Source organism: Pseudomonas sp. KB_15 (assembly GCF_052114525.1).
Classification (GTDB): Bacteria; Pseudomonadota; Gammaproteobacteria; order Pseudomonadales; family Pseudomonadaceae; genus Aquipseudomonas.
Window position 1 is genome coordinate 1 of sequence record NZ_JBFREX010000006.1, and the last position, 25,278, is coordinate 25,278.

Here is a 25,278-nt window from a genome sequence, read left to right on the forward strand (position 1 = left end):
CTGTTCATCAGCGCGGATGCGCAGGCCAAGGCGCAGGGCCCGGTGCTGGACATGGACGCTGCCGTCGGCCGCCTGCAACAGGCCGGCGAACAGCTGCAGCAGCTGTCGGTCGACGCCCAGGCCGCCCACGCCGAGCCGGCGGACGTGGCCGCGCAGTTGAACCTGCTGCGCCAGGACCTCGAACAGCTCAAGTCCCAGGTCTTGCTGCTCAGCGCCCCGCAAGGCATCGCCTTCACCAGCGGGAAGCACCTGCAACTGGCGGCGCAGGACAACCTGATGCTCAACGCCGGCGGCGCAGCGCACCTCAGCGTGGTCAAGCGCCTGTTCATCGGCGTCGGCCAGGGGCTGAGCCTGTTCGTGCGCAAGCTGGGGATCAAGCTGATTGCCAATCAGGGGCCGATAAGCGTCCAAGCGCAAAACGACAAGCTGGAACTGATCGCCCGGCTGGGCCTGGACATCACCAGCACCGAAGACGAAGTCCGCATCACCGCGAAAAAGAAAATCGTCCTCAACGGCGGTGGCAGCTACCTCAGCCTGGAACAGAGCGGCATCGAATCGGGCACGGCGGGCGACCACAAGGTCAAGGCGGCGCATTTCGAATACAGCGGTGCGGCGAGCATGACGGCCACACATCCGGATTACCCGCAAAGCCTGTCCAAACAAATGCTGCGATTCAACGTATCGCAAGCCCCCAACGCCAACCACCAAGTCTGGGCAGGCATGCCCTACACGCTTTACGCCGACGGTGCCGAGCTCAAGCAAGGTGTGCTGGACGCTTCCGGGCAACTGCTAATCGATCATCAGGTCGTGACACGGGGCTACCGGTTGGTCATGGCCAACGGTGTGACCTACCAGATCCCGGTGCCTACCGATTACCGCAATGCCGAACAGGCGCAACTGGCCAATCGCGGCTTGCATAACCATCCCTCGCGAGCCCACGCCGAGGTGAGTCAACCCACATCGCACACGGATCACCGAGGCCTGTATGCCACGGTGATGGAAGGAGCCAGTGATCAGGAAGGGAAAACACCATGAGCCAATACGAGATCGTCACACCGGTCGCACTCCAGCACACCCAAGAGGTGACCTGTACCCCGCCATGGTATGTGCGCAATACCGAATACCCTCCCGCCATGGCGACTTATCAACCATTGATCAATGGCGAGGAAGCCTTCCGGGCCGTGCACCAGGCCATTTCAAAGGCCAAGGCAACTGTCGACATCATCTGCTGGGGTTTCCAGCCGTCGATGTACTTCATCCGCAATGGCCAGGAGCCGTGTATCGGTGAATTACTGATGGCCATGGCACGCGAAGGCGTCAAGGTGCGGATCCTGGGGTGGGAAATGCCATTCAATACCGCCGGCAAAGCCGGAGAAGCCAACCTGCCCGGTAAAGGCCCATTCCGATACTACGATCGGGAGCTGCAACCCTCCACGGATGATCAATATGCCTACGACCGCCAGTGGTTTGCCCGATGCGCGTTCAGTGACCATCTGGCGCCTGCGATGCGGGTGGCGCGCAACGTGCCGGTATTCGTCAGTCGTGGTTTCAGCGTGTTTGAACGGGCCGAAATAGCCCATCAGGCGAAATACAAAAGTCTCGACCCGCAGGTCAGCGCCACTACGCAATTCATCCTGACGGCGACAGCGACCCATCATCAAAAAACGGTCCTCGTCGATTATGAACTGCCGGACCGCGCCGTCGGTTTCGTGATGGGGCACAACATGCTCGACGAGTACTGGGACACCAATGACCATTTTGCGGTGAACCGTGACAAGGACACCAAACCCGCCCCCAACAAGGGCCCGCGTGGCGATACCCCTCGTCAGGACATTTCAAGCCAGGTCAGCGGACCGATCCTGGAACACCTGCATCACAACTTCGCCAGCGCCTGGCGCAAGGAAACCGGTGAGGACTTGCTCGACCTGCGCCGAGCCAAAGAGGTAGGGCCGCAACTGCAATGCTCCCCGGACGCCAACCGACAGATCGCGCAGATCCTGCGCACCCAGGCCCAGGAGGGCAAACGGGATATCGAGAAGCTTTACCTGCAAGCGGTGAACAACGCGACCCAGTTCATCTATATCGAAAACCAGTATTTCCGCTGGCCGCCCCTGGCCGAATTGATCAAGGCCGTTGCCGCCGGCCAGACCAAGGCCGGGCGCGACCCCGCCATACACGGTCCCTTGCACCTGTTTGTGATCACCAATGCAAGCAAAGCCGGCATAGGCTCCGGCACCGTGAACACCCAGCGCATGCTCGAAAGCCTCGGGCGCGGCCATACCATGCCTGCAATCACAAGGTTACGGCGGATTGAAAAGGCAAAAGCCGAGGCCGCCGCGCTGGAGTCCGGTCTGGGCGAACGCCTGGAGCAGCATGCCTTGGTCACGCTAACGAAACTCACCGACGCATTGGGCGGAACCGATCTCAGCGACGAGGCCAAGGAAGCGCAGCGGCGCAAGACTCTGGACAACGATTGGCGCAAAGCCTCACTCCAGAGCCAAATCGAGGCAATCGAGGGTGAGACTTTTACCCAACTCCCGGAATTAACCGGCCTGAAAGTCCATGTGTGCTCACTGGTCGCCCCCGACTCGCCCGCCGGTAAGCCCTGGATGCCGGTGTACATCCACTCCAAGCTGATGATCGTCGACGATGTGTTCACCACTCACGGCTCAGCCAACATCAACACCCGCAGCATGCAGGTGGATAGCGAACTGAATATTGCGCATGAGTGGGCGAGCGTGACGCAGGGGCTGCGGCGGCGGTTGTGGGAGATGCATACGAATGGATTGGGTGCGCAGGATGACCCGGAAAAGGCGTTCGAAGCGTGGGAAGAAATCATCAATCGGAATAAAGACTTTCAATCGGAACAATTGACTCCCTACGCCCCCCTCGTCGAGTTCTATTTCGGCGAATCCGACCTGTCGGACCTCGACTGATGCGCCGGCTCTTGCTGCTGTCATGCCTGCTGCTGGTCGCCTGCGATACCAGTAATCCTACTTCTACTTCGACCGAGAAAATGCCCTTGAACCCTTTGACTGAAGCCAAGGCCAATATGGCTTTCAACTGCGTACACGAGCAGATCCCCACGGCCTCCGCCGAGGCCGATGTGCTATTCCGCTACGCGCGCTGGTTGCAAAAGAACAACCAACTCAAACAGGACAAGACTGTTGATGCAGAGATCGAACGTCTATATCGCATCGCCAGTGAAAACGGCCACTACAAGGCCAATATCAATCTGCAGAACGGTGCCGTGCGTGGTTTCTTCAAACTCCGTGGTGAAGAGCATTTGCGCATGAGCGAGCAATTGATCGACGCGGGCGTTGCGGCGGGATATTACTTTGTCGGCATTTTCCTGCAGCATGGTTCGGCTGGATTGCAGCAGGATCACGAAATGGCGTTGCGTTACTACCGCAAGTCCGCCGACCAGGGTAATGCACAAGGCCAGGCATATATCGCCGACAAGTTGGCGCCGATCGACATTGCACCGGACGTTGCTCGGCAAATGCGCCGTTGCGCCGCTGAACAGGGAAACGGCAAAGCTGCAAGAGCGCTAGGGGTTAATTTATCGACGAAAGGGCGTTATCAGGAAGCGCTCGAAGCATTCCAACTTGGGGCAACTGCCGGTGACAGTACTTCGGCTTCTTTTTTGAGCAAAGGCTTCCGTGGTCCGGAGCCGGATGATCGGCTGTACTACCTGGGCCAACAGAAAGACCTCGAGCGCGCCGATCGCTACGAAAAAATCTGGAAAATCCTCTCGGGCTACTCCTACGCCAATCCCAAAGTCCCCGAGATCAACGAGATCGTCCCGCTGCCACCCGCCACGTTGCCCGCCTGGGACGGCAAGCTCCAATGGCTCGAAGAACGCTTGGCCAATGTCCCGCCCGAAAAACCCAGCGAAGCACTGATTCATCAACTGGCCAAGGCCAAAGTCCTCGAACCCGCCACCGGCCGGCCCATGCCGGGCTCCCCGGCCTTTATACAGATCGACTACATCAAAAGACCGACCTGCAACAGCGGCCAAGCCTGCACGCATACCGGTTATTGGCTGGCGGAAAGTATCGCCGGTCAATCCGGGGCGCGCCTGGAAAAAGGCGAACCCCGGCGCTTCGAGAAGGGCGAGATCATGCCGACCCTGAACGTCAAACATCGTCACAGCCAATTCCTGCTCGCCGACCGAGTGACGGTCGAGGAGGAAAATATCGAATGGAGGCTGTTCGGTGAGGCCTGAGTATTTATGGGGCTGTTGGATGCTCATCGCCTTGACCGGTTGTGGTGCCAACAGTGCCGAGCCTTTGTCTGCGGACGTTGTAAACCCGCTCACCGATATCAACGTTAATCTCGCGTTCACCTGCCAACAGGAAGCAATTCCGGCGCCGCCCGCAGAGGCCGATGTGCTGTTCCATTACGCGCGCTGGTTGCAAAAGAACAACCAACTCAAGCAGGACAAGACTGTCGATGGCGAGATCGAACGTCTATATCGCATCGCCAGTGAAAACGGCCACTACAAGGCCAATATCAATCTGCAGAACGGTGCGATGCGCGGTACTTTCAAACTCCGTGGTGAAGAGCATTTGCGCATGAGTGAGCAACTGATCAACGCGGGAGTGGCAACGGGATATTACTTTGTCGGTATCTTCCTGCAGCACGGTGTGGCTGGGTTGCAGCAGGATCACGAAATGGCGTTGCGTTACTACCGTAAAGCCGCTGATGAAGGTAGTGCGCTGGCTCAAGCCTCTGTCGCAGACAAGTTGGCGCCGATCAACATTGCCCCGGATGTTGCGCGGCAGATGCGCCGCTGTGCGTCTGAACAGGGCAATGGCAAGGCAGCCGTCGCTCTGGGTATCAACCTTAAAAACAAAGGGGAGTACCAAGAAGTGCTTGAGGTCTTCCAGATGGGCGTTGCAGCTGGTAACGACGGCGCTGCCGGGTGGTTGGAAGAAGGCTTCCGTGGCCCTACGCCAGATGATCGCTTGCACTACCTCGGCCAACAGGAAGACCTCGAACGCGCCGATCGCTACGAAAAAATCTGGAAAATCCTCTCGGGCTACTCCTACGCCAATCCCAAAGTCCCCGAGATCAACGAGATTGTTCCTCTGCCACCCGCCACGTTGCCCGCCTGGGACGGCAAGCTCCAATGGCTCGAAGAGCGCCTGGCCAATGTCCCGCCTGAAAAACCCAGCGAAGCGCTGATCAACCAACTGGCCAAAGCCAAGCTTCTCGACCCGGCCACGGGTCAGGGGCTACCGGGATCGCCTGCATTCAGCCAATCTCATTTATCGGCACCGAACTGCCACAGCGGCCAAGTCTGTCCGGTAAGTGGATACTGGAAGGTTGGCTGGCTTCCCCGCCATCACTCAGTGGACAGGAGCGTCGCTCGGTATTTCGAACAGGGCGAGATCTTGCCGACGCAGCTGGTTGAGCGCTACCAGATGCGCACTTGGCCCTTTTCCGACAGGATCACACGACACGAACAAGCGGTTGAATGGTACCTGCTCGGGTGACGCGTCGATATCGCGCCGTGTCGCTATTTGGGGGGGCTACGCCGTTGCGAGGTCTCTGCTGCGCGCAGCTTTGGTACACAAGTGCGTTTGCTGGGCTGGGAAATGCCGTTCAATGCCGCAGGCATCGCGGGTGAAGCCAACTTGCCCGGCAAAGGCTTGCTCCGCATCCAGGATCGGGCAATGCAGTACTCCACCCGGGCGCAATACGACTATGACCGCCAGTGGTTTTCCGAGGGGGGACGACGATAAAGCAGCTAAACGTGACACGGCGGGGCCGCTGTTTGTCAGCCTCGGCTTCGATTTCAATGAACGGATGGAAATTGCCCATCAAGTGCAATGCGCACGTTTTTTACGGGGAAGTTCTACTTGCAGAGCTCGGTGGCTGGTTCCGGGACTGCTTCGCAGTCCAGCGCGAGCAAGCTCGCTCGCCACAATTGAATGGGTGCAGCGGGGATGTGAAAACAGCCCGGCGTTGATGTATCGGAGGATGATGGGGACCGATACATCAACGCCAGGCTGTAAAAGCGGCCCGGGCTTCCTTGCCCGGGTCGTGTAGCGGGTGAATCAGAACTTCGCTTCGGCATCCAGTTGCAGGGTGTTGATGTCCGAATCGGTTTTCTTGATGTTGGCGTTGGTCTGGTCCGAGGTCGCCATGAAGTAGGTCGCGCCCAGGGCGAAGTTCTTGTCCAGGTCGTAGCTCACTTTCAGCTTGCTGCCGCGCGAACCGGTGAAGCCGTTGGCGAAGTCGGAGTCGGTGAAGGCACCCACCACAGCGTTACGCTGTACGTCGCGGTAGTTGTAGTCCAGATTGAAGCCGTAGACCTTGGACTTCACACCGGCCAACCAGCCAGTGTCCTGGTCGTTGCTTRCATCGGTGTTGTTGACGTACTGACCGTAGATCGACAGCGGAACTGGCAGGTTGCTGAAGTCCAGCTGACCAAAGCCTTCGTACAGTTTGAAGGTTTCGTTCGGGCTGTTGCCGTTGACGGCCAGGGCGCATGGCGTGGTAACGGTGCCGGAGGTAGGGCAGGCACTGCTGCTGTCGTTGTCGTAGGAGTAGATACTGCCGCCCAACGTCATTTTCATGCTGTCGGTAATGGCGAAGCGACCACCCAACTGACCAGCGTAAAGGCGCAGGTCGTGTTTGAACTGCACGCCTTCACCGTCGACGTTGTCCTTGAGGGTGTAGTGACCGGCGCTACCGAACAGCTCGGTGCTGCCGCTCAACGGGTATTTGTAGGTGACTGCCAGACCTTCCGGGTTGATGTCGCTATCCCAGATGATGTCGCCCATGCTCACCCATTGTTGCGGCATCTTGCCGCCAACCAGGTGCAGGTTCTTGATCGCGTCAGGGTGGTAGTCGATGTAACCCTGGTCCAGCCAGATCTGCTTCTTGTCGAAGTAGTTGTTCAGGTCCTGGTTGGTCGAGCGAGCGTCGTCGTTGCTGCCGGTAGCGATACGGATACCAGTGTCGACCTGCGGGTTGATTTCGCTGTAGGCACCCAGGCGGGCACGAATGCGCTGACGATCCTGGTCCTTGTTGTTTGGCACGCCATCGTTGTGCACGGTTTCTTCACGGAAACGCACGTCACCCTTGAATTGGGTCTTGGCGGCCCAGGCCAGCTTCTGGTCGAAGGTGCTCAGTGCGTCGGTTTTCTTCGCGGTGGCCGCGATTTGCTCGTTAGTCTCTTGCTGAGCCTGACGGGCGATCTGCTGGTCTTTCTGATCCCTGGCCAGCTCGGCTTGCAGTTCGCTGTACTGCGCGTTGGTGATCGAGCCGTTAGCCTTGAGCATGTCGAGCAGTTTGGCGTCGACTGCGGCACTGGCCGGAACACTCATGGCCAACAGCAGGCCACCGCACAAGGCCGCCGCAGTTTTCGTGGAAGCAAGACGCATATCAATCTCCGAAGATGAGAGGGGATGACAGAGCCATCCGGGGCACAACCGACCACTTAGGGGCGGAAAACAGTGACCGGGTATAACCCGGCGCTCTAAAAACAGGCGCCAGTATCGCGATGGTTTATGACAGAGCGGTGGCGATGTGATGTCATGTCGATGACGATACAGAGTCGTCTTGAACTATTGAGTTAGAGCACTGTCGTCGTTTTGCTCGTGTGCAATACAGAGCGATAGGCGATACTCGCGGGGCTTTCACGCCATGAAGAGTGAGGATGGTGATGCCGTTGCAACGCCTGCAAAGACTGTCAGAAATCGCCCCGCAGACCTGGGACGCCCTGGTGCCCGAGACTCAGCCTTTTCTGCGTCACGCTTTTTTGAGCGCACTGGAAGACAGCGGCAGCGTCGGCCCCCATTCCGGCTGGCAGCCCGAGCATTTGCTGCACGTTGAAGGTGTCCGCCTGATCGCCGCGCTACCCAGTTATCGCAAGTGGCATTCCTACGGCGAATACGTGTTCGATCACGCCTGGGCCGATGCCTGTGAACGCGCTGGCATCGACTACTACCCCAAACTGTTGACTGCCGTGCCGTTCAGTCCCGTCACCGGGCCGCGGCTGTTGGCGGCCAAGGTCGAAGACGGCTTCGAGTTAATGAAAAGCCTGCCGGGCTACCTTGAGCTCGAAGGGCTCTCCAGCGCCCACATCAACTTCACCGATTCGTTCACCGACGCGGCACTGAGCGAGCAGCCCGGCTGGCTGCAGCGCGTTGGCTGTCAATACCACTGGCAGAATCGCGGCTACCGGGATTTCCAGGACTTCCTTGACGTGCTGAGTTCGCGCAAGCGCAAACAGATGCGCAAGGAGCGAGAGCAGGTGGCGGGGCAGGGCTTTGAGTTCGAATGGTTGCAAGGGCGGGAGCTGAACCAGGCGCAATGGGATTTCGTCTATGCCTGCTACGCCAATACCTATGCGGTGCGCCGCCAGGCGCCATACCTGACGCGGGAATTTTTCAGCCTGTTGGCCGAACGCATGCCCGAGTCGATTCGCGTGGTGTTGGCCAGGCAGGGTTCACGGCCGGTGGCGATGGCTTTCAGCCTGGTGGGGGGCGACAGTTTCTACGGGCGTTACTGGGGCTGTCTGGCGGAGTTCGACCGCCTGCATTTCGAGACTTGTTTCTACCAGGGCATGGACTACGCAATTGCCAACGGTTTCCAGCGTTTCGATGCCGGAGCCCAGGGTGAGCACAAACTGATTCGCGGATTCGAGCCAGTCATTACGCATTCCTGGCACTACTTGCGGCATCCGGGATTAAAAGCGGCGGTGAAGGACTTTCTGGAGCAGGAGCGGTTGGGGGTACTGGCTTATGCAGAAGACGCGAAGTCAGCCTTGCCTTATCGACAGGGCTGATCTTCACCGTGCAGCGTGTCAGTTGTCTTCCTTGCCCAGCCAGCGATACAGCACGCCACCGACGACTGCACCGAGCAGCGGTGCGACCCAGAACATCCACAGTTGTTGAATCGCCCAGCCGCCGACGATCAGCGCCGGGCCGGTGCTGCGCGCCGGGTTGACCGAAGTGTTGGTGACGGGGATCGAGATCAGGTGGATTAGCGTCAGCCCCAGGCCGATGGCAATCGGTGCCAGTCCTGCCGGTGCACGTTTGTCGGTGGCGCCGAGGATGATCAGGATGAACATCGCCGTCATCACCAGTTCACAGACAAACCCTGCCGCCATCGAATAGCCGCCAGGCGAGTGTTCGCCATAGCCGTTGGATGCCAATCCTCCCGCCAGTTCGAAACCGGGTTTGCCGCTGGCAATGAAATACAGCAGGGCGGCTGCAATCACACCGCCAATGACCTGGGCAATGATGTAGGCCGGCAATTCATTGGCCGGAAACCGCCCACCCACCACGAGGCCGAGGGATACCGCAGGATTGAGATGACAACCGGAAATATGGCCAATGGCGAAGGCCATGGTCAGCACGGTCAGGCCAAACGCGAAGGACACCCCGAGAAGACCGATCCCCACATCCGGAAAAGCCGCCGCCAGCACCGCACTGCCGCAACCACCCAACACCAGCCAGAACGTACCTACCAACTCTGTAGCCGAACGTTTTAACAGAGACATGAGAGTGAGCCCTTTCGAGATTATGCCGCCTTGAGCATCCAGCCGATGGACTGCAGAACCACCTCCAGAACGTTGCAGTGAGTACAGCAGGGTTTTTTCAGAATTCCAGCAGGCACAAAAAACCGCCAGGCCCCGTGATTGACGGGGTCTGGCGGTTTTTTCGATCTTACGGTATGGCGCTTATCCCTGTGGGAGCGAGCTTGCTCGCGATGGCGGTTTGTCAGTCGACACCAATGTTAAATGTCAATCTGCTATCGCGAGCAAGCTCGCTCCCACAGGGGAAGTGTGTTGTTCATTAGATCAATCGATCCCGACAAACCCACCGGTCTGGTGTTGCCACAAGCGCGCATACAAACCGCCATGGGCCAGCAGTTCGGCATGGCTGCCGGTTTCGGCGATCTGGCCGTTTTCCAGCACCACCAACCGGTCCATGCGGGCGATGGTCGAGAGCCGGTGTGCGATGGCGATCACGGTTTTACCCTGCATCAGGGTTTCGAGGCTTTCCTGGATCGCCGCTTCGACTTCCGAATCCAGTGCCGACGTGGCCTCGTCCATGATCAGGATCGGCGCGTCCTTGAGCAGTACGCGGGCGATGGCAATGCGCTGGCGCTGGCCACCGGAGAGTTTCACCCCGCGCTCACCGACGTGGGCATCGAAACCGGTGCGGCCTTCAGCGTCCGACAGTGAAGGAATGAAACCGTCGGCCCGGGCCTTGTGCACGGCTTCCCAGAGTTCGGCATCGGTGGCGTCTGGTTTGCCATACAGCAGGTTGTCACGGATCGAGCGGTGCAGCAGCGACGTGTCCTGGGTGATCATGCCGATGCGTTCGCGCAGGCTCTCCTGGCTGACGTCGGCGATGTTCTGGCCGTCGATCAGGATGCGTCCGCCTTCGACGTCATACAGGCGCAGCAGCAGGTTCACCAGGGTCGATTTGCCGGCACCGGACGGGCCGATCAGGCCGATTTTTTCACCGGGCTTGATGCTCAGGTTGAGGTCGCCGATGATCCCGCTCTGCTTGCCGTAGTGGAAATCCACCTGTTCGAAGCGCACTTCGCCACGGGCCACCGCCAGGGGTTTGGCCTGGTCGCGGTCGGTGACGGAGACCGGTTGCGAGATGGTCTGCAGACCGTCCTGCACCATGCCGATGTTTTCGAAGATGCCGGTCACCACCCACATGATCCAGCCGGACATGTTGACGATACGGATCACCAGGCCGGTGGCCAGGGCAATCGCGCCCACGCTGATCAATGACTGCGTCCACAACCACAGGGCCAGGCCGGTGGTGCAGACGATCAGCAAGCCGTTCATGCTGGTGATGACCACGTCCATGCTGGTGACCACGCGACCCGCCAGCTGGGCTTTCTCAGTCTGCTCCTTGATGGCTTCGCGGGCGTATTGCTGCTCGAAGTTGGTGTGGGCGAACAACTTCAGGGTGGTGATATTGGTGTAGCCGTCGACAATCCGCCCCATGAGTTTGGAGCGCGCATCAGACGCCACCACCGACCGATCCTTGACCCGTGGCACGAAGTAACAAAGGGCACCGATGAAGGCGAAGATCCACGTCAGCAGCGGGATCATCAGGCGCCAGTCGGCTTCGGCGAACAGCACCAGCGAACTGATGGCGTAGATCAGCACATGCCACAGCGCATCGACGGCCTGCACGGCGGAATCGCGCAGTGAGTTGCCGGTTTGCATGATGCGTTGGGCGATGCGCCCGGCGAAATCATTCTGGAAAAAATTCAGGCTCTGCTTGAGCACATAACTGTGGTTTTGCCAGCGGATCATGCTGGTCATGCTGGGGCTCAGGGTCTGGTGCACCAGCAGGTCATGCAGGCCCACGAATATAGGGCGCAGCACCAGAGCAACCACCACCATCCAGGTCAGTTCGAGGGCGTGTTCCTGGAACAGATTGATGTTCGGCGTCCCTTGGGCCAGGTCGATGATGCGGCTCAGGTAGCTGAACAGCGCCACTTCGATCAATGCACCAATCAGGCCGACGATCAACAGGGCGGCGAAGCTCGGCCAGACCTGCTTGAGGTAATAAGTGTAAAAAGGGAAAACCCGGTCCGGCGGAGACGCCGTCGGTGCTTCACGGAAAACATCGATCAGTTTTTCAAAGCGGCGATAAAGCATCGGTTGTTCGCCCGCGAACGGGCTCTCCTTTTAACGGTTTGAGCGTTGCCGGCAAACACCGGCAACGGCTCGGACATCCTTGTCCAGCTTAGTCTCAGTCGATGCGCTTGGCCGACTTGATGAACACCGGGTCGGCCGGCACGTCCTTCATACCGTTACGAACGGTGGTTGGCGAATTGACGATGATGTCGACCACGTCCATGCCTTTGACCACTTTGCCGAACACCGCGTAACCGTCGCCCTGGTCAAGGAAGTCGTTGTCCTTGACGTTGATGAAGAACTGGCTGGTGGCCGAGTCAGGCACCGAAGTACGGGCCATCGACAAGGTGCCGCGAACGTTGACCAGGCCGTTGTTGTGCTCGTTCTTGATTGGTGCCTTGGTGTCTTTTTGCTGCATGGCCTGGGTGAAGCCACCGCCCTGGACCATGAAACCCGGAATCACCCGGTGGAAAACCGTGTTGTTATAGAAGCCACTGTCGACGTACTCAAGGAAGTTCCTGGTACTGATCGGGGCCTTGACCGGGTCCAGTTCGATTTCGATCTGGCCGTTGGTGGTGTCCAGCAGCACGTGCGGTGCCTTGGCAGGCGTTGCCGCCATCAGGTTGGCGGCAAACAGGACGGAGCCTGCGGCGAGGGCGATTTTTTTCAGCATGGGTCAGTGATCCTGAGTGGTGGTGTCGACTGCGGTCAGAAACTCCAGCAGTGTCTGGTTGAAGTGTTCCGGCTGGTCCAGCGGCGTGGCGTGGCGTGAATCGGCGATCACCACCAGCCGCGCATCGGGCAGCAGTTTTACGTAGTTTTCCTTCAGCGCCACCGGTGTGTAGTCACGGTCGGCACTGACGATGAGGGTTGGACAGGTAACCTTGGAAAGTCGTTCCTGGACCCCCCAGCCCACAATGGCATTGAAGCTGGCGAGATAAGCATGTTTGTCGTTTTTTGCCCAGCGTTCGGCCATTTTTTGTCGCAGGTCAGCCTGCTCGGGTTTCGGGAACAGCTTGTCGCCCAGCGCCTTGCCAATGGTGCCCAGGCTAAGGGCGCGCATCAGGCTCCAGCGCTTGAACCACTGCCAGTAGTCATCGCGGCTGCGCAGTTTGACCTCCGGCGCGCTGTTGACGATGCACAGGCTCTTGAGCAGTTGCGGCTGATCCACGCCCAGCTGGAAGCCGATCATGCCACCCATGGACAGGCCGACATAGTGTGCCGGACCGAGATTGAGGTGCTCGATCAGTGCAATCAGGTCAGCGCTGAATCCGGCAATGCTGTAGCGCTCCCGGGGTTTGTCCGAGCGACCGTGACCGCGTACATCCGGGACGATCACCCGGTAACAGGTGGCCAATGCCGGGATCTGCTTTTCCCAGTCCAGGGTGCTGGAACCGAGGCCGTGGACCARCAGCAGCGGCGTGCCGTGGCCATATTCCTCATAGTGCAGGTTGCAACCTTCGTGTTCGAAATAGGCCATGCATACACTCCGTGTCAGGCTTGTTCGGGGGCGGCGAACGGCGCGTCCAGTGGTGCGGTGTCAAAGGTGCGCAGCAGTTCGATGAGAATCTGCGTGGCAGGTCCCAGTGGTTTGTCCTTGTTCGAATACAGGTAAAAGCTCGGGTTGCGGCTACCGCCCTGATCCAACGGTAGCAGCTTGAGCGTACCTTCCTTGAGTTCCCGCTCGATCAGGTGCCTGGGCAGCCAGGCAAAACCCAGGCCGCTGCTGACGAAGGTTGCGGCGGTGGCCAGGCTGCCGACGGTCCAGCGCTGTTCGGCACCGAGCCAGCCGACGTCCCGTGGTTGCTGGCGGCCCGAGTCGCGAATTACCACTTGCATCTGGCTTTCCAGGTCCTGGAAGTTCAGTTCGCGGTTGAGGCGGTGCAGGGGATGTTCCGGGTGGGCGACCGCGACGAACTCGACGTCGCTCAATTCCGCGCCCAGGTAGCCGGGAATACTGAACCCGGTGATGGCCAGGTCGGCCACGCCTTCCAGCAGAACTTCCTCCACACCCGACAGCACTTCCTCACGCAGGCGCACCCGGCAGCCACGGCTTTGCGGCATGAACGCGGTCAAGGCGCGGACGAGGCGGGCACTTGGGTAAGCGGCATCGACCACCAGGCGCACTTCGGCTTCCCAGCCCTGTTCCATGTGATGGGCCAGGTCTTCGAGTTGACTGGCCTGTTTCACCAGTTGCCGGGAGCGGCGCAACAGCACGCCGCCGGCTTCGGTCAGCACGGCTTTGCGTCCGTCGATGCGCAGCAACGGCACGCCGAGCTGATCCTGCATGCGTGCCACGGTGTAGCTGACCGATGATTGCGAGCGATGCAGCGCCTCGGCGGCCTGGGCGAAACCACCGTGATCGACCACGGCCTGCAGCGTTCGCCATTGATCAAGGGTCACGCGGGGCGCTTTCATGTTGAGCTCCTCTTGTCCTAAGCTGGCAGCCCTTACTGGAGGCTGCTGAATGAAAAAAATCTGTTGTGTGCTGCTGGCGCTGCTGCCGCTGACGGCGATGGCTTACCCGATCGATGTGAAGAAAGACCTCAACGGCATGAAGATCGATTACCAGACCTACGACACGGATAACGACATCGGCTCCATTCAGGTGGCCAACTACGGCGACGTCGATGCAAGCTGCAAGGCCGTTTTCATCAATGGCCCGGAAGCACCGCGTACCCGCAAGATCGACGTACCGGCCGGCAAGCACAAAAATGCCACCGTCAAGTTCAGCCGCAACATTATCAAGCTGCGCATCGAGCTGACTTGCACCCCGAAATGACGCCAGGGTCTTCTGTAGGAGCGAGCCTGCTCGCGATAGCGGAGTGTCAGGCAACAGAAAAATTGAATGACACGACGCCTCGCGAGCAGGCTCGCTCCTACAGAGGTAATGCATGCTGAGCTTATAAACGAATTTATTGATGGGTTATAGCAGTTATTTGCGCTTTTTCATCGATATGACTCTGTTTAACCTTCACTCCATCGACCTACAGCATTCTCAGATGGAGGCTACATCCCATGTCCCGCGTTCTGATCATCGAAAGCAGTGCCCGTCAGCAAGACTCGGTTTCCCGCCAACTGACCCAGACGTTCATCAGCCAGTGGAAAGCCGCCCACCCGAATGACCAGATCACCGTCCGGGACCTGGCCGTCAAGCCGGTGCCGCACCTGGACATCAACCTGCTGGGTGGCTGGATGAAACCCGCCGAGCAGCGCAGCGACATCGAACAGGCGTCCCTGGAACGCTCCAACCAGCTGACCGACGAATTGCTCGCCGCCGATGTACTGGTCATGGCCGCACCCATGTACAACTTTGCGATTCCCAGCACCCTGAAAGCCTGGCTCGACCATGTGCTGCGTGCCGGCGTGACCTTCAAGTACACCGAAACCGGCCCGCAAGGCCTGCTCAGCGGCAAACGCGCCTATGTATTGACGGCTCGCGGCGGTATTTATGCCGGCAGCGCCGCCGATCACCAGGAACCGTACCTGCGTCAGGTCATGGGCTTTATCGGTATCCACGACGTGACGTTCATCCACGCCGAAGGCATGAACCTGGGCGGTGACTTCCAGGAGAAAGGCCTGAACCAGGCGAACGCCAAGCTTTCGCAAGTGGCCTGACCGGTTAATCGCCAGATAACCGCTGGATGGTCTAGTGACCTGGCGCAACCCTTCAAGCCTGTACGCGCATCGAACCTCCCTTCGCACTTGTTGCTCCTGAGTGCTCTGGCCCGATTGAACGCTTTAGCGAGATCGGGCTTTTTTTTGCCCGGGATTTTTTGAGCGGACACACAACCTTTGTGGGAGCGGGCTTGCTCGCGAAAGCGGTGTTTCATCCCACATTTATGTCGACTGACACTCCCTCTTCGCGAGCAAGCCCGCTCCCACAGGTTTTGTATTAGCTGACTGTTCGCGATCAGTAGCAAAACCCGTTATCGTCGCCGCCATTCGAAACGAGGCGAGCATGGGCTATCTACTTTTTGTCACGCTGATTCAGGCGTTTTCCTTCAGTTTGATCGGCGAATACCTGGCCGGTCATGTCGACAGTTACTTCGCAGTGCTGGTGCGTGTGCTGCTGGCTGGGCTGGTGTTCATCCCGCTGACCCGCTGGCGCTCGGTGGAGCCGGCGTTCATGCGCGGCATGCTGCTGATCGGCGCCTTGCAGTTCGGCGTGACCTACGTCTGCCTGTACCTGAGCTTTCGCGTACTGACGGTGCCGGAAGTGCTGCTGTTCACCATCCTCACGCCGTTGCACGTGACCCTGATCGAAGATGCTCTGAATCGTCGCTTCAACCCCTGGGCCCTGGTCGCGGCCCTGGTGGCGGTGGCGGGGGCGGCGGTGATTCGCTTTGACCGGATCAACCCGGATTTCTTCATGGGGTTCCTGTTGCTGCAACTGGCCAACTTCACCTATGCCGCCGGGCAGGTGCTCTACAAACACCTGGTCGCCCGCCACCCAAGCGATTTGCCGCATTACCGACGCTTCGGCTATTTCTATCTCGGCGCACTGGCGGTTGCGTTGCCGGCGTTCCTGCTGTTCGGCAAACAGAACTTCCTGCCTGAAGCCGCGTTGCAATGGGGCGTGCTGCTGTTCCTCGGTCTGGTCTCCACTGCGCTGGGTTTGTATTGGTGGAACAAGGGCGCGTGCATGGTGAATGGCGGAACCCTGGCGGTGATGAACAACCTGCATGTGCCCGTGGGCTTGCTGATCAATCTGCTGATCTGGAACCAGCATGAAGAACTGGGGCGGTTGTTGCTCGGTGGTTCGGTGATTTTGCTGGCGGTGTGGATCAGTCGGTTGGGCATTAGCCGCGCAATGATCAGATGACATCTATGTGATCATCATTTGTCTGCTTTTTTGGTGTTTTAAATGACTTGTAATGCTAATGCCTTTCCCCTTAAAAGCTTATGCTTGATGCTTCTTTTTGTTGTGTTGTCGCCTTTTGTATTGGCTGATGAAGTGCCTGTAAAAAATTGGCGGGAGCTAACTGTTAATGATCTTTCTGTTATTCGGCAACTGATAGTTGATTCTCATCCGGGTGCTATAGACAGTAATAATGAGTCTTTTACAGACTGGGTCGAACGGGGTTATCTGGAAGCTAGTCAGCTGGCGAAACGTGTCAATTCAAGGGAAGACTCTCAAGCCGTACTTGATTTTTACATCGCGGGCTTCAAGGATGGACACGTAGGGCTGAATCAACCTGGTAAAGGGAGTTCTTCCTGGGCGGGTTTCATTTTGGATATGCGAGGTCAGAGTTTCGTTGTAAAGCACGTTGCTAAAAATTGGCCTGTACCGCTACCACCGATTGATTCCAAGGTTATATCGTGTGATAACAAATCAGTCCGCGAGATACTAGGGAGCGAAATATCTCCTTATGTTGATCGTAGACTTGATCTGAAGTCGACCTGGTTACATTTGGCTAAGCAGTTAACTGTCGATGATGCAAGCTATCCCGTACTGGCGAGGGACTTGTCAAAAAGCTGTTTGGTTGCTCTCCCAAATGGAGTAAGACAAAACTTTACGTTGTTATGGCAAGAAGATTCCGGGCAATTGGAGGCTTTCCTGCGCCAGCCTCAACCACCCCAAACGCTCAAGAATCTGGGAGGCGGGCGATATTGGATACATGTATCCAACTTCATGCCATCAGCAGCCGAGAATGCTTCCCTCAATAAAATGCTCGACGTCATCAAGAGTCTCGATGATGCCAACCTGGTTGTGCTTGATACACGAGGCAATCGCGGAGGTAACAGTTTAGTGGGGGCTGAAATGCTGTCTGCTCTGTTAGGCTCGAAATGGGTAAAAAGCCTGGATGAGTCATCTCGTGCGTATGCGATGTGGCGAGTTTCTCCTTTTGCACTCTCAACGCTAAATAAAGCTCTCACTACCATGGAAAACGACTATGGAAAAAATAGTGAAGCTTATAAATTTGTTTTTAGTTTAACCAGGTCGATGGAGTTCGCACTTCACGAAAAGAAAGACTGGTTGCGTCAGCCCAGCGCTTCCTCGGTCGATCAAGATGGTTCGAGAGGAGGCGATACCCAGGGTTTTAAAGGTAAGCTTGCGTTGGTTACTGACTCATTTTGCGCGAGTGCCTGTCTCGACTTTGCGGACGTCGTTCTTGCTGTTCCGGGGGTTGTCCATTTGGGGTTACCAACGAGCGCCGATACGCTTTACATTGATATAGGCGCTCAAACGCTGCCGAGTGGTGCCGAGTTCTGGCTACCGTTAAAGGTATGGAGAGGCCGAGCGCGAGGAAATAACCAAAGTTATGATCCCCAGTTTGTTTTTGATGGGGATATAAACGATACGGCGGCAGTTCAAAAGTGGGTTCTTGATCACTTATGATCGGATCGGCGCCACTCCTCAATCGCTCGGAATTACATGAAGTGTTTTTCCTGCTCGGGAATATGGCTTGCGCCCAACACCGCCGGTAACAACCCGGCTCTCAAATCCGTCCCGCTCGGCTGCTGATACAGGTTCAGCCCGAACTCCGGTAGCACCGCCAGCAGGTAATCGAAAATATCCCCCTGGATCCGCTCGTAGTCGGCCCATGCCGTGGTGCGGGTAAAGCAGTAGATTTCCAGTGGAATACCCTGGGCGGTGGTCTGCATCTGGCGGACCATGCAGGTCATGTTCGGCTGGATCCCCGGATGACTCTTCAGGTAGGCCAGCGCATAGGCGCGCAAAGTGCCGATGTTGGTCATCCGCCGGCGGTTGGCCGACATGGCCGCGACGTTGCCCTGGGCCTCGTTCCAGGCCTTGAGTTCGGCCTGCTTGCGGCTCATGTAGTCGGTGAGCAAGTGCACCTGGGACAGCTTCTGCTCCTCGTCGTCGCGCAGGAAGCGCACGCCGCTGGCGTCGATGAACAGGCTGCGCTTGATCCGTCGGCCACCGGAAGCCTGCATGCCGCGCCAGTTCTTGAACGACTCGGACATCAGGCGCCAGGTTGGAATCGAGACGATGGTCTTGTCGAAGTTCTGCACCTTGACTGTGTGTAAGGTGATGTCCACCACATCGCCGTCGGCGCCCACCTGGGGCATTTCGATCCAGTCGCCGACCCGCAGCATGTCGTTGCTGGTCAACTGCACGCTGGCGACGAACGACAGCAGCGTGTCCTTGTAGACCAGCAGAATCACCGCCGACATGGCACCCAGCCCCGACAGCAGCAACAGCGGCGAGCGGTCGATCAAGGTCGCGACGATGATGATCGCGCCAAACACGTACAACACCATTTTCGCCAGTTGCACATAGCCTTTGATCGAGCGGGTGCGGGCGTGCTCGGTGCGGGCGTAGATGTCCAGCAGGGCATTGAGCAGGGCGCTGACTGCCAGCAGCAGAAACAGGAAGGTGAAGGACAGCGCGACGTTGCCGAGGAAACCCAGACTGGTCTTGCTCAGGTCCGGCACCAGATTGAGACCGAACTGGATCACCAGCGAAGGCGTGATCTGCGCCAGGCGATGGAACACCTTGTTCTGCAGGAAATCATTGACCCAGTGCAAGGCCGGCTGGCGGCCRAGCATTTTGGCCGCGTGCAGAATGAGGTAGCGCGCCACCCGTCCGAGGAACAGCGCAATGGCCAGCAATAGCAGCAGCGCCAGGCTGGAATGCACGAGCGGGTGCTGGTCGAGGGCGCCCCAAAGGTCCAGGGCGTTGATCCAGAGCTGTTTGATATCCATGGTTAAAAACGATTCTTCTGTAGGGCGCGAGAGGGGATTAGAGCATTTAAGACGCTTTGTATTACGTTTGAGGAAAAATCAGGCAACAAAAAACCAACTGTTTACCGCCATTTGTATAAAGAAACTCGGCCTGAGCGCTCGAAACCGTTACCCTATGCAGCTGTTTTTTTGCATTTCTTCGAGGTAGCACCCGTGTTTTCCCAATTCGCCCTGCACGAACGCCTGCTCAAAGCCGTGGCCGAGCTGAAATTTGTCGAGCCAACGCCTGTGCAAGCCGCGGCCATTCCGCTGGCGCTCCAGGGGCGTGACCTGCGGGTGACGGCGCAAACCGGTAGCGGCAAAACCGCTGCATTCGTATTGCCCATCCTCAACCGTCTGATCGGCCCGGCGAAAATCCGCGTCAGCATCAAGACCCTGATCCTGCTGCCGACCCGCGAACTGGCCCAGCAGACCCTGAAAGAAGTTGAACGCTTCTCGCAGTTCACCTTCATCAAGTCCGGCCTGATCACCGGCGGCGAAGACTTCAAGGTCCAGGCCGCCATGCTGCGCAAGGTGCCGGACATCCTGATCGGTACGCCGGGCCGGATGATCGAGCAACTGAACGCCGGCAACCTCGATCTCAAGGAAGTCGAAGTCCTGGTACTCGACGAAGCCGACCGCATGCTCGACATGGGCTTTGCCGAGGACGTTCAGCGTCTGGTGGACGAGTGCACCAACCGTCAGCAGACCATGCTGTTCTCTGCCACCACTGGCGGTTCCGGCCTGCGCGAAATGATCGCCAAGGTCCTGAACAACCCTGAGCACTTGCAGCTCAACGCGGTCAGCCAGCTGAACGACACCACCCGCCAGCAAATCATTACCGCTGACCACAACCAGCACAAAGAACAGATCGTCAACTGGTTGCTGGCCAACGAGACCTACCAGAAAGCCATCGTCTTCACCAACACCCGGGCCATGGCCGACCGTATCTACGGCCGCCTGGTGGCGCAGGAATACAAAGCGTTCGTGCTGCACGGCGAGAAAGACCAGAAGGATCGCAAACTGGCGATCGACCGCCTGAAGCAGGGCGGCGTGAAAATTCTCGTGGCCACCGACGTCGCCGCTCGCGGTCTGGACGTGGACGGCCTGGACCTGGTGATCAACTTCGACATGCCGCGCAGCGGCGACGAATACGTGCATCGCATTGGTCGTACCGGCCGCGCCGGCAACGATGGCCTGGCCATCTCGCTGATCTGCCACGGCGACTGGAACCTGATGTCGAGCATCGAGCGCTACCTCAAGCAGAGCTTCGAGCGCCGTACCATCAAGGAAGTCAAAGGCACCTACGGCGGACCGAAAAAGGTCAAGGCCTCGGGCAAGGCCGTCGGCGTGAAGAAGAAAAAGACCGACGCCAAGGGCGACAAGAAAAAAACTGCCGCCAAGACCCCGACCAAGCGCAAGAGCGCCAACCGGCCGAAGAGCGACTCCCTGGTCAGCAAGGACGGCATGGCGCCGCTCAAGCGCCGCAAGCCGGAAGCGCCAGCGGCTGAGTAAGTCGTTGTATGCGCCCCACGAAAAACCCGGACAGTGTCCGGGTTTTTTTATGTCTGATGTGTATCAACTCTCATTTTTTTTCTGCCGATTCCAGTTCCCTCAAGCGCTGATCAATCAACTGACACTATTCGGGGGGGAGTTCAGTCAAAGGTATGGGCGGGCCTGGGATGCCCGTCTCGATCAGTCTTTCACCGCAATACACATCTGCAGCGCCATCACCCCGGTCTTTTCATCGTAGGAAGCCTCTGTCGGATAGCGTTCGAACCCCGGGCGCTGGTCGTATTCCAGGCCGCTTTGCGGCATCCACTGTGTACACATTTCGCACCAGCCGGCTGGAATTTCGCTGGCTGGCCCCGTGAATTCGGCGACGGCATAGCGGCCGCCGGGCAGGATGGTGACGGCGAACGGGTATTTCGGTTCGAAGTCGGCAGGCACTTCGACGCAGGCGTCGTAGCGGCAGTATTGCGCTGGCGTGGTGCTCGGGTCGTCGTGGCCGATGCCGTAACGCACGCGGTTGAGCAGGTTGTTTTCGATCATCCACGGGGCGACGGTTTCGCGCCAGAAGGTGCCGATTTCCGGGCCGTAGGGGCCGGTGTAGCGCAGGTAGGCGACACGGGCGGGGGGCAAGGTTTTGAGGGTGACGTTCATTGTCCGGGCCTTGTTTCTAATCTGGGGACTTTGTGTTGAATGGTCGGGCCTCTTCGTCGGATCGCCGCCCGGAGCAAGCCCGCTCCCACAGGGGGCTGTGTGTGAACACATATTTTGTGTGTGGGAGCGTGGCTTGCTCCGGGCGGCGATCCGACGAAGGCCGCGCCTCGGTGTCTGGGGCTAACCACCATGGCAGCAGCTCGACCTCTCCTGTTCCTCATATTTGTCATGATGCCGCACCCATTCCATGATCTCCTCCTCGTTGCGGCCCTTGGGTGTCAGGTCGAGATAGTTGTAAGCACCGACCAGCATGTCCAGGCCCCGGGCATAGGTGGAGTAGGTATGGAAAATTTCCCCGGCGTCATTGCGATAAAACACGCTGAGACCGGGGAGTTCTTCCTCGGAGCCGTCGGTTTTTTCGTAGTTGTACGTAGCCTTTCCGGCGGCGACATCTTCGGCTCGGGCAGTGACGCCAAAGTCGTAGTTGAAATCAGATCTTGCTGACGACACCCAGTCGAACTTCCAGTCCATGCGCCGTTTGAACGCCTGGAATTCAGCGAACGGCGCGTGGGAAACCGCCACCACTGCGATGTCGTGGTGAGCCAGGTGCTGGTTGGCGCCGTCGATGTGATCGCTGAGGTACGAGCAACCGGGGCAGCCCTCGTCCCAGCCCTCGGCGAACATGAAGTGGTAGATGACYAACTGRCTGCGGYCGCCRAACAGGTCGGCCAGTTTCAGTTCGCCGCTTGGCCCCTGGAAGCGGTAGTCCTTGTCGATTTTCACCCAGGGCAGGGCGCGGCGTTCGGCGCTGAGTTTGTCTCTTTCCTTGGTGAAGGCTTTCTCGTGGGCAAGGTGCTGTTTGCGTGCGGCGAGCCATTCTTCCCGCGACACGACGGGATGATTCTGAATGTTCATGCTGTGTTCTCCTGCGAGGGGCGGGGAGGTGACTTACACAGCCTAGTCGTTTGGCTTGCGTGGAATTCGACATACCGCCGGTCGGTCGTCAGCAAATGCCCGGCTGAAGGGGCAGTGCGAATACCAACCAAAAGCAGGTTGAGGGCATTTCCTCAACCATAGAATCTCCCACATTGGAATTGTGCCGGGCTTAACTTTGCTTCGCCGCTTTCAAGCACTTCAAGTCGCTGAAGTCCTTCCTTACACCCTCGATCTTCTTCAGTAATCGTTCGCGCTGGTTCGGTGTGCTTTCAGCCATCAGATCCACGAACAGCGAACGTGCCTGAGCTTCGGTGTTGGCAAAGGCCTGGCGATAGGCGGGTGTCCACAAACTCTCACGGTTGACCAGAAGTGTCTCGATTCGTTGTGGGAATTGTGGACTCTGGCGTTGCGCAACGGCCGCGCTGAATTGCTTCTGCCAATGGACACGGTTGGCAATCCACTGGGTGTTCTGCTCGCCCAAGGCGCTGGACCATGTGGTTACCCGCTGTCGCTGGGTGGCGCTCAGTGGCCCGAGCCAGTCGTTCAGACGCTTCTCCATGCGCTCGCCGCGCTCTTTGATCTGCCGGTCGAGGGAGGGCTTGAGGTATTTCTCCTCGTATTTGCGCTGGTCCTTGGCAAAGGCATCGTTCATCTCGGCGACTTGCTTGTCATCCAGCCCTTGCAACAACTCGATGGCCGATGGGGTGATTTCCCGCGCGATCTCGGCGATCGCTTGTTCGGCTTCGTGGGAGCGGGCCTGCAATGCGGCATCGGTGACCTGGTCGGTCGCGATCATGGTTTGCAGGCGGTCCAGCCAGTCGAGGTAGCCGGGCAACTGGGTGGTGCAGTGCCAGCTCAGGTGTTCCTTCAGGCGTTCGTTCAGCCAGTTTTTTTGCTCGCCGTTCATGTCCAGGTAGTCGCTGAGCGTCCACGGGATGATCACATCGAGATTGCGGTAGGCCAGGCCCACGCGGCTGCACGCGCCGAGGGCGAGAGCGACAGTCAGCACAACGGCGAAAAGTTTAAACCAGCGGGACATGGGCGAATCCTTGCGAAAGCCAGCCTTCGGGTCTGATTCTCATGTGAACCCAGGATGAGCCCGGCAGTTCAGCCGATCAATAGAATGCGCTTTCGGCCTTGAGGGTAACCAGCCCATCGCGCAGGCTGAAATCACTGTAGTTCAAGTCGAGGTCGATGATTTTCACAGGATCTGATGGAGTGGCGCAGGGGAGAAGCGAGGGTTCCAGTCCAAGCGCTTCGAAGCTCAAAGCGCTTTGGGACCAGGTGACGCGAGGGGATTACTTTTTGCCCAGGGTGATCTGCTTGGACGGGCCGAACGTCTGGCCACTGACGCCTTTGGCAATTTGCTGGATTTCACCGCCGGACTTGAGGAACGCTGCGATCTGGCTGTTGATCGATTCGCTGGTTTCGACGGCTGGAGCTGGCTTTGCTTTGCTGGTGGATGCTTTTACACGCATGGCGGCCATTAACCTGTAGAAAATTAACTTGGCCAGGCATCGTACAGGAAACACCTGATAATTGCTTGGCAAATATCCCCTCGCAATACTCATGAGGTCGGGGTAATCAGTCATCGGTCACTATTCGAAATAGACGTCTAAGCCGCTGTTTTAACTAAGAACATTGCCTGGTGAAATACAGCGTTACGCTTGCCTGAGCGTGGCGTAAATGCCCGGATCGGTCTGACGAGCGGCCAGGCGTGCGATGCAAACCCAGGAAAATTGAGGCCTTCAGAGGATTTTCTCGTGCCACCGGGCCGGGGGCCGAACGCGGTGCTTAAAACCGGGTAGAATGTCGCCCACGCAATGAGGGTATTGGACATGGCTTTAGTCGGGCGTTACAACAGTTTGCAAGTGGTTAAACACACTAACTTCGGTTTATATCTGGACGGTGGCGCGGATGGCGAAATCCTTCTGCCTAATCGTTATATTCCAAAAGATATTCCTAGCGAAGATGAAGACTGGCTCAACGTTTTTATTTATCTGGACAGCGATGACAAACTCATCGCAACTACTGAAAAGCCGAAAGTTCAAGTCGGTGAATTCGCCAGTTTGAAAGTTGCTGAAGTCAACAGCATCGGCGTATTCCTGGACTGGGGTTTGCCGAAAGACCTGTTGCTGCCGTTCTCCGAAGAGAAGCGTCAGATGACGGCGGGTGAGTATGTGGTGGTGCATGTCTACCTCGACAAGCACACCCGTCGCATCACCGCGACCGCGCGCCTGGACCGCTACCTGGACAAGACCCCGGCCAACTACACCGCGGGCCAGGAAGTGGACCTGCTGGTGGCCGAAGCCACGGACATGGGCTTCAAGGCCATCATCAACAACAAGCATTGGGGTCTGATCCACAAGAACGAAATCTTCAAGTTCATGCGCGCCGGTAAAGAAGAAAAGGGATTCATCAAGGAAGTTCGCGCCGACGGCAAGATCAGCCTGAGCCTGCAACCGGTCGGTCAGGAAGCGGCCACCAGCCTGAACTCGAAGATTCTCGCCAGGTTGCGCGAAAACAACGGCACCCTGGCGGTCAGCGACAAGAGCGATCCGGCGTTGATCAGCAGCCTGTTCGGTGTCAGCAAAGGCAACTTCAAGAAGGCCATCGGTACATTGTACAAGAATGGCCAGATTGTCATTCATGCCGACCGTATCGAACTCAGTTGATTGCCTGACAATACAGAGGGCCAGGATGGCGCCACCAGAGAAGTAAAGGTCTCTGACAGGCGGCATTTTCTGGCCATCTGGTTAATAATCGACAGCATCCTTTTTCGCCCCGGTCTTTCTGTTCAACCAGTAGGCCGGGGCTTTGTTTTGACTGTCGAGTCTCTGCCATGAATTGTGTAA

Annotated in this window: 23 protein-coding genes; 12 read left to right on the top strand and 11 right to left on the bottom strand. The window is 58.1% G+C overall.

Annotated elements, in window-relative coordinates; genetic code table 11:
• From AB4Z35_RS09405 to AB4Z35_RS09425, 5 genes are all read left to right on the top strand, one after another.
• On the top strand, positions 1 to 1,035 hold a 1,035-nt coding region (locus AB4Z35_RS09405; protein WP_442096786.1), incomplete at its 5' end, for a DUF2345 domain-containing protein.
• Positions 1,032 to 2,936 carry a phospholipase D-like domain-containing protein gene (locus AB4Z35_RS09410; RefSeq protein WP_442096787.1) on the top strand — a complete coding sequence of 635 codons (1,905 nt, stop codon included), beginning with the start codon at positions 1,032 to 1,034 and terminating at the stop codon, positions 2,934 to 2,936. The genes AB4Z35_RS09405 and AB4Z35_RS09410, both read left to right, overlap by 4 nt.
• The gene (locus tag AB4Z35_RS09415) at positions 2,936 to 4,228 is read left to right on the top strand and encodes an SEL1-like repeat protein (protein ID WP_442096788.1); all 1,293 of its coding nucleotides are present in this window, start codon (positions 2,936 to 2,938) and stop codon (positions 4,226 to 4,228) included. Before AB4Z35_RS09410 ends, AB4Z35_RS09415 begins: the two co-directional genes overlap by 1 nt.
• 19 nt (positions 4,229 to 4,247) lie before the next feature.
• Positions 4,248 to 5,501 carry an SEL1-like repeat protein gene (locus tag AB4Z35_RS09420; protein ID WP_442096789.1) on the top strand — a complete coding sequence of 418 codons (1,254 nt, stop codon included), beginning with the start codon at positions 4,248 to 4,250 and terminating at the stop codon, positions 5,499 to 5,501.
• An 81-nt stretch (positions 5,502 to 5,582) separates the two neighbouring features.
• On the top strand, positions 5,583 to 5,750 hold the full coding sequence (locus AB4Z35_RS09425) for a hypothetical protein (RefSeq protein WP_442096790.1): 168 nt from the start codon (positions 5,583 to 5,585) through the stop codon (positions 5,748 to 5,750).
• 315 nt (positions 5,751 to 6,065) lie between these two features.
• Here AB4Z35_RS09425 and AB4Z35_RS09430 read toward each other — a convergent pair whose 3' ends face one another.
• Positions 6,066 to 7,397 carry a putative porin gene (locus AB4Z35_RS09430; RefSeq protein ID WP_442096791.1) on the bottom strand — a complete coding sequence of 444 codons (1,332 nt, stop codon included), beginning with the start codon at positions 7,395 to 7,397 and terminating at the stop codon, positions 6,066 to 6,068.
• Positions 7,398 to 7,678: 281 nt separating this feature from the next.
• Here AB4Z35_RS09430 and AB4Z35_RS09435 point away from each other — a divergent pair, with 281 nt between their 5' ends.
• Positions 7,679 to 8,803: a GNAT family N-acetyltransferase gene (locus tag AB4Z35_RS09435; RefSeq protein WP_442096792.1), complete on the top strand. Its 1,125-nt coding sequence runs from the start codon at positions 7,679 to 7,681 to the stop codon at positions 8,801 to 8,803.
• A gap of 18 nt (positions 8,804 to 8,821) precedes the next feature.
• Here AB4Z35_RS09435 and aqpZ read toward each other — a convergent pair whose 3' ends face one another.
• The 5 genes from aqpZ to AB4Z35_RS09460 form a co-directional block, all read right to left on the bottom strand.
• Positions 8,822 to 9,520, bottom strand: coding sequence for an aquaporin Z (gene aqpZ / locus AB4Z35_RS09440; protein ID WP_442096793.1), 699 nt, complete (start codon positions 9,518 to 9,520; stop codon positions 8,822 to 8,824).
• 300 nt (positions 9,521 to 9,820) lie between these two features.
• Positions 9,821 to 11,653 (bottom strand): ABC transporter ATP-binding protein, encoded by a 1,833-nt coding sequence (locus AB4Z35_RS09445; protein ID WP_007993831.1) that lies wholly within the window; start codon positions 11,651 to 11,653, stop codon positions 9,821 to 9,823.
• Between the two features lie 94 nt (positions 11,654 to 11,747).
• Entirely contained in the window at positions 11,748 to 12,305 is a 558-nt protein-coding gene (locus tag AB4Z35_RS09450) for a peptidylprolyl isomerase (RefSeq protein WP_108227725.1), read from the bottom strand.
• A 3-nt stretch (positions 12,306 to 12,308) separates the two neighbouring features.
• Positions 12,309 to 13,112 (bottom strand): alpha/beta fold hydrolase, encoded by an 804-nt coding sequence (locus AB4Z35_RS09455; protein ID WP_442096794.1) that lies wholly within the window; start codon positions 13,110 to 13,112, stop codon positions 12,309 to 12,311.
• A gap of 14 nt (positions 13,113 to 13,126) precedes the next feature.
• Entirely contained in the window at positions 13,127 to 14,050 is a 924-nt protein-coding gene (locus AB4Z35_RS09460) for a LysR family transcriptional regulator (protein ID WP_007993836.1), read from the bottom strand.
• A gap of 49 nt (positions 14,051 to 14,099) precedes the next feature.
• Between AB4Z35_RS09460 and AB4Z35_RS09465 the strand changes: the two genes are divergently transcribed.
• The 4 genes from AB4Z35_RS09465 to AB4Z35_RS09480 all read left to right on the top strand — a co-directional run bounded on the left by AB4Z35_RS09465 (position 14,100) and on the right by AB4Z35_RS09480 (position 17,975).
• A complete protein-coding gene (locus tag AB4Z35_RS09465; protein WP_442096795.1) occupies positions 14,100 to 14,414 on the top strand; it encodes a 3-phosphoglycerate kinase in 315 nt (104 codons plus the stop codon).
• A 236-nt stretch (positions 14,415 to 14,650) separates the two neighbouring features.
• Positions 14,651 to 15,250: an FMN-dependent NADH-azoreductase gene (locus tag AB4Z35_RS09470; RefSeq protein ID WP_108227721.1), complete on the top strand. Its 600-nt coding sequence runs from the start codon at positions 14,651 to 14,653 to the stop codon at positions 15,248 to 15,250.
• Positions 15,251 to 15,593: 343 nt separating this feature from the next.
• Complete coding sequence (locus tag AB4Z35_RS09475; protein WP_442096796.1) at positions 15,594 to 16,457, top strand: carboxylate/amino acid/amine transporter; 864 nt, start codon at positions 15,594 to 15,596, stop codon at positions 16,455 to 16,457.
• A gap of 42 nt (positions 16,458 to 16,499) precedes the next feature.
• On the top strand, positions 16,500 to 17,975 hold the full coding sequence (locus AB4Z35_RS09480; protein WP_442096797.1) for a S41 family peptidase: 1,476 nt from the start codon (positions 16,500 to 16,502) through the stop codon (positions 17,973 to 17,975).
• A gap of 32 nt (positions 17,976 to 18,007) precedes the next feature.
• Here the strand turns inward: AB4Z35_RS09480 and AB4Z35_RS09485 are convergent, their stop codons facing one another.
• The gene (locus AB4Z35_RS09485; protein ID WP_442096798.1) at positions 18,008 to 19,306 is read right to left on the bottom strand and encodes a mechanosensitive ion channel family protein; all 1,299 of its coding nucleotides are present in this window, start codon (positions 19,304 to 19,306) and stop codon (positions 18,008 to 18,010) included.
• 192 nt (positions 19,307 to 19,498) lie between these two features.
• Here AB4Z35_RS09485 and AB4Z35_RS09490 point away from each other — a divergent pair, with 192 nt between their 5' ends.
• Entirely contained in the window at positions 19,499 to 20,839 is a 1,341-nt protein-coding gene (locus tag AB4Z35_RS09490; protein ID WP_007972492.1) for a DEAD/DEAH box helicase, read from the top strand.
• A gap of 180 nt (positions 20,840 to 21,019) precedes the next feature.
• On the opposite strand, the gene AB4Z35_RS09495 is transcribed toward AB4Z35_RS09490, so the two are convergent.
• From AB4Z35_RS09495 to AB4Z35_RS09510, 4 genes are all read right to left on the bottom strand, one after another.
• Positions 21,020 to 21,487 (bottom strand): AraC family transcriptional regulator, encoded by a 468-nt coding sequence (locus AB4Z35_RS09495; protein WP_442096799.1) that lies wholly within the window; start codon positions 21,485 to 21,487, stop codon positions 21,020 to 21,022.
• Positions 21,488 to 21,667: 180 nt separating this feature from the next.
• Positions 21,668 to 22,402, bottom strand: coding sequence for a DUF899 domain-containing protein (locus AB4Z35_RS09500; RefSeq protein WP_442096800.1), 735 nt, complete (start codon positions 22,400 to 22,402; stop codon positions 21,668 to 21,670).
• Between the two features lie 190 nt (positions 22,403 to 22,592).
• On the bottom strand, positions 22,593 to 23,462 hold the full coding sequence (locus AB4Z35_RS09505) for a DUF6279 family lipoprotein (RefSeq protein ID WP_442096801.1): 870 nt from the start codon (positions 23,460 to 23,462) through the stop codon (positions 22,593 to 22,595).
• A 259-nt stretch (positions 23,463 to 23,721) separates the two neighbouring features.
• Positions 23,722 to 23,910, bottom strand: coding sequence for a hypothetical protein (locus AB4Z35_RS09510; protein ID WP_015096330.1), 189 nt, complete (start codon positions 23,908 to 23,910; stop codon positions 23,722 to 23,724).
• Between the two features lie 351 nt (positions 23,911 to 24,261).
• Here AB4Z35_RS09510 and AB4Z35_RS09515 point away from each other — a divergent pair, with 351 nt between their 5' ends.
• Positions 24,262 to 25,098 carry a S1-like domain-containing RNA-binding protein gene (locus AB4Z35_RS09515; protein ID WP_108227717.1) on the top strand — a complete coding sequence of 279 codons (837 nt, stop codon included), beginning with the start codon at positions 24,262 to 24,264 and terminating at the stop codon, positions 25,096 to 25,098.
• The last annotated feature ends 180 nt before the right edge of the window (positions 25,099 to 25,278 follow it).

Excerpts from the sequence above, each read along its gene's own strand:
- AB4Z35_RS09475 (WP_442096796.1), top strand. The coding sequence starts at position 15,594 with ATGGGCTATCTACTTTTTGTCACGCTGATTCAGGCGTTTTCCTTCAGT.
- AB4Z35_RS09445 (WP_007993831.1), bottom strand. The coding sequence starts at position 11,653 with ATGCTTTATCGCCGCTTTGAAAAACTGATCGATGTTTTCCGTGAAGCA.
- AB4Z35_RS09410 (WP_442096787.1), top strand. The coding sequence starts at position 1,032 with ATGAGCCAATACGAGATCGTCACACCGGTCGCACTCCAGCACACCCAA.
- AB4Z35_RS09435 (WP_442096792.1), top strand. The coding sequence starts at position 7,679 with ATGCCGTTGCAACGCCTGCAAAGACTGTCAGAAATCGCCCCGCAGACC.
- AB4Z35_RS09515 (WP_108227717.1), top strand. The coding sequence starts at position 24,262 with ATGGCTTTAGTCGGGCGTTACAACAGTTTGCAAGTGGTTAAACACACT.
- AB4Z35_RS09510 (WP_015096330.1), bottom strand. The coding sequence starts at position 23,910 with ATGGCCGCCATGCGTGTAAAAGCATCCACCAGCAAAGCAAAGCCAGCT.
- AB4Z35_RS09505 (WP_442096801.1), bottom strand. The coding sequence starts at position 23,462 with ATGTCCCGCTGGTTTAAACTTTTCGCCGTTGTGCTGACTGTCGCTCTC.
- AB4Z35_RS09420 (WP_442096789.1), top strand. The coding sequence starts at position 4,248 with ATGCTCATCGCCTTGACCGGTTGTGGTGCCAACAGTGCCGAGCCTTTG.
- AB4Z35_RS09495 (WP_442096799.1), bottom strand. The coding sequence starts at position 21,487 with ATGAACGTCACCCTCAAAACCTTGCCCCCCGCCCGTGTCGCCTACCTG.
- AB4Z35_RS09415 (WP_442096788.1), top strand. The coding sequence starts at position 2,936 with ATGCGCCGGCTCTTGCTGCTGTCATGCCTGCTGCTGGTCGCCTGCGAT.
- AB4Z35_RS09470 (WP_108227721.1), top strand. The coding sequence starts at position 14,651 with ATGTCCCGCGTTCTGATCATCGAAAGCAGTGCCCGTCAGCAAGACTCG.
- aqpZ (WP_442096793.1), bottom strand. The coding sequence starts at position 9,520 with ATGTCTCTGTTAAAACGTTCGGCTACAGAGTTGGTAGGTACGTTCTGG.
- AB4Z35_RS09480 (WP_442096797.1), top strand. The coding sequence starts at position 16,500 with ATGACTTGTAATGCTAATGCCTTTCCCCTTAAAAGCTTATGCTTGATG.
- AB4Z35_RS09460 (WP_007993836.1), bottom strand. The coding sequence starts at position 14,050 with ATGAAAGCGCCCCGCGTGACCCTTGATCAATGGCGAACGCTGCAGGCC.
- AB4Z35_RS09450 (WP_108227725.1), bottom strand. The coding sequence starts at position 12,305 with ATGCTGAAAAAAATCGCCCTCGCCGCAGGCTCCGTCCTGTTTGCCGCC.
- AB4Z35_RS09465 (WP_442096795.1), top strand. The coding sequence starts at position 14,100 with ATGAAAAAAATCTGTTGTGTGCTGCTGGCGCTGCTGCCGCTGACGGCG.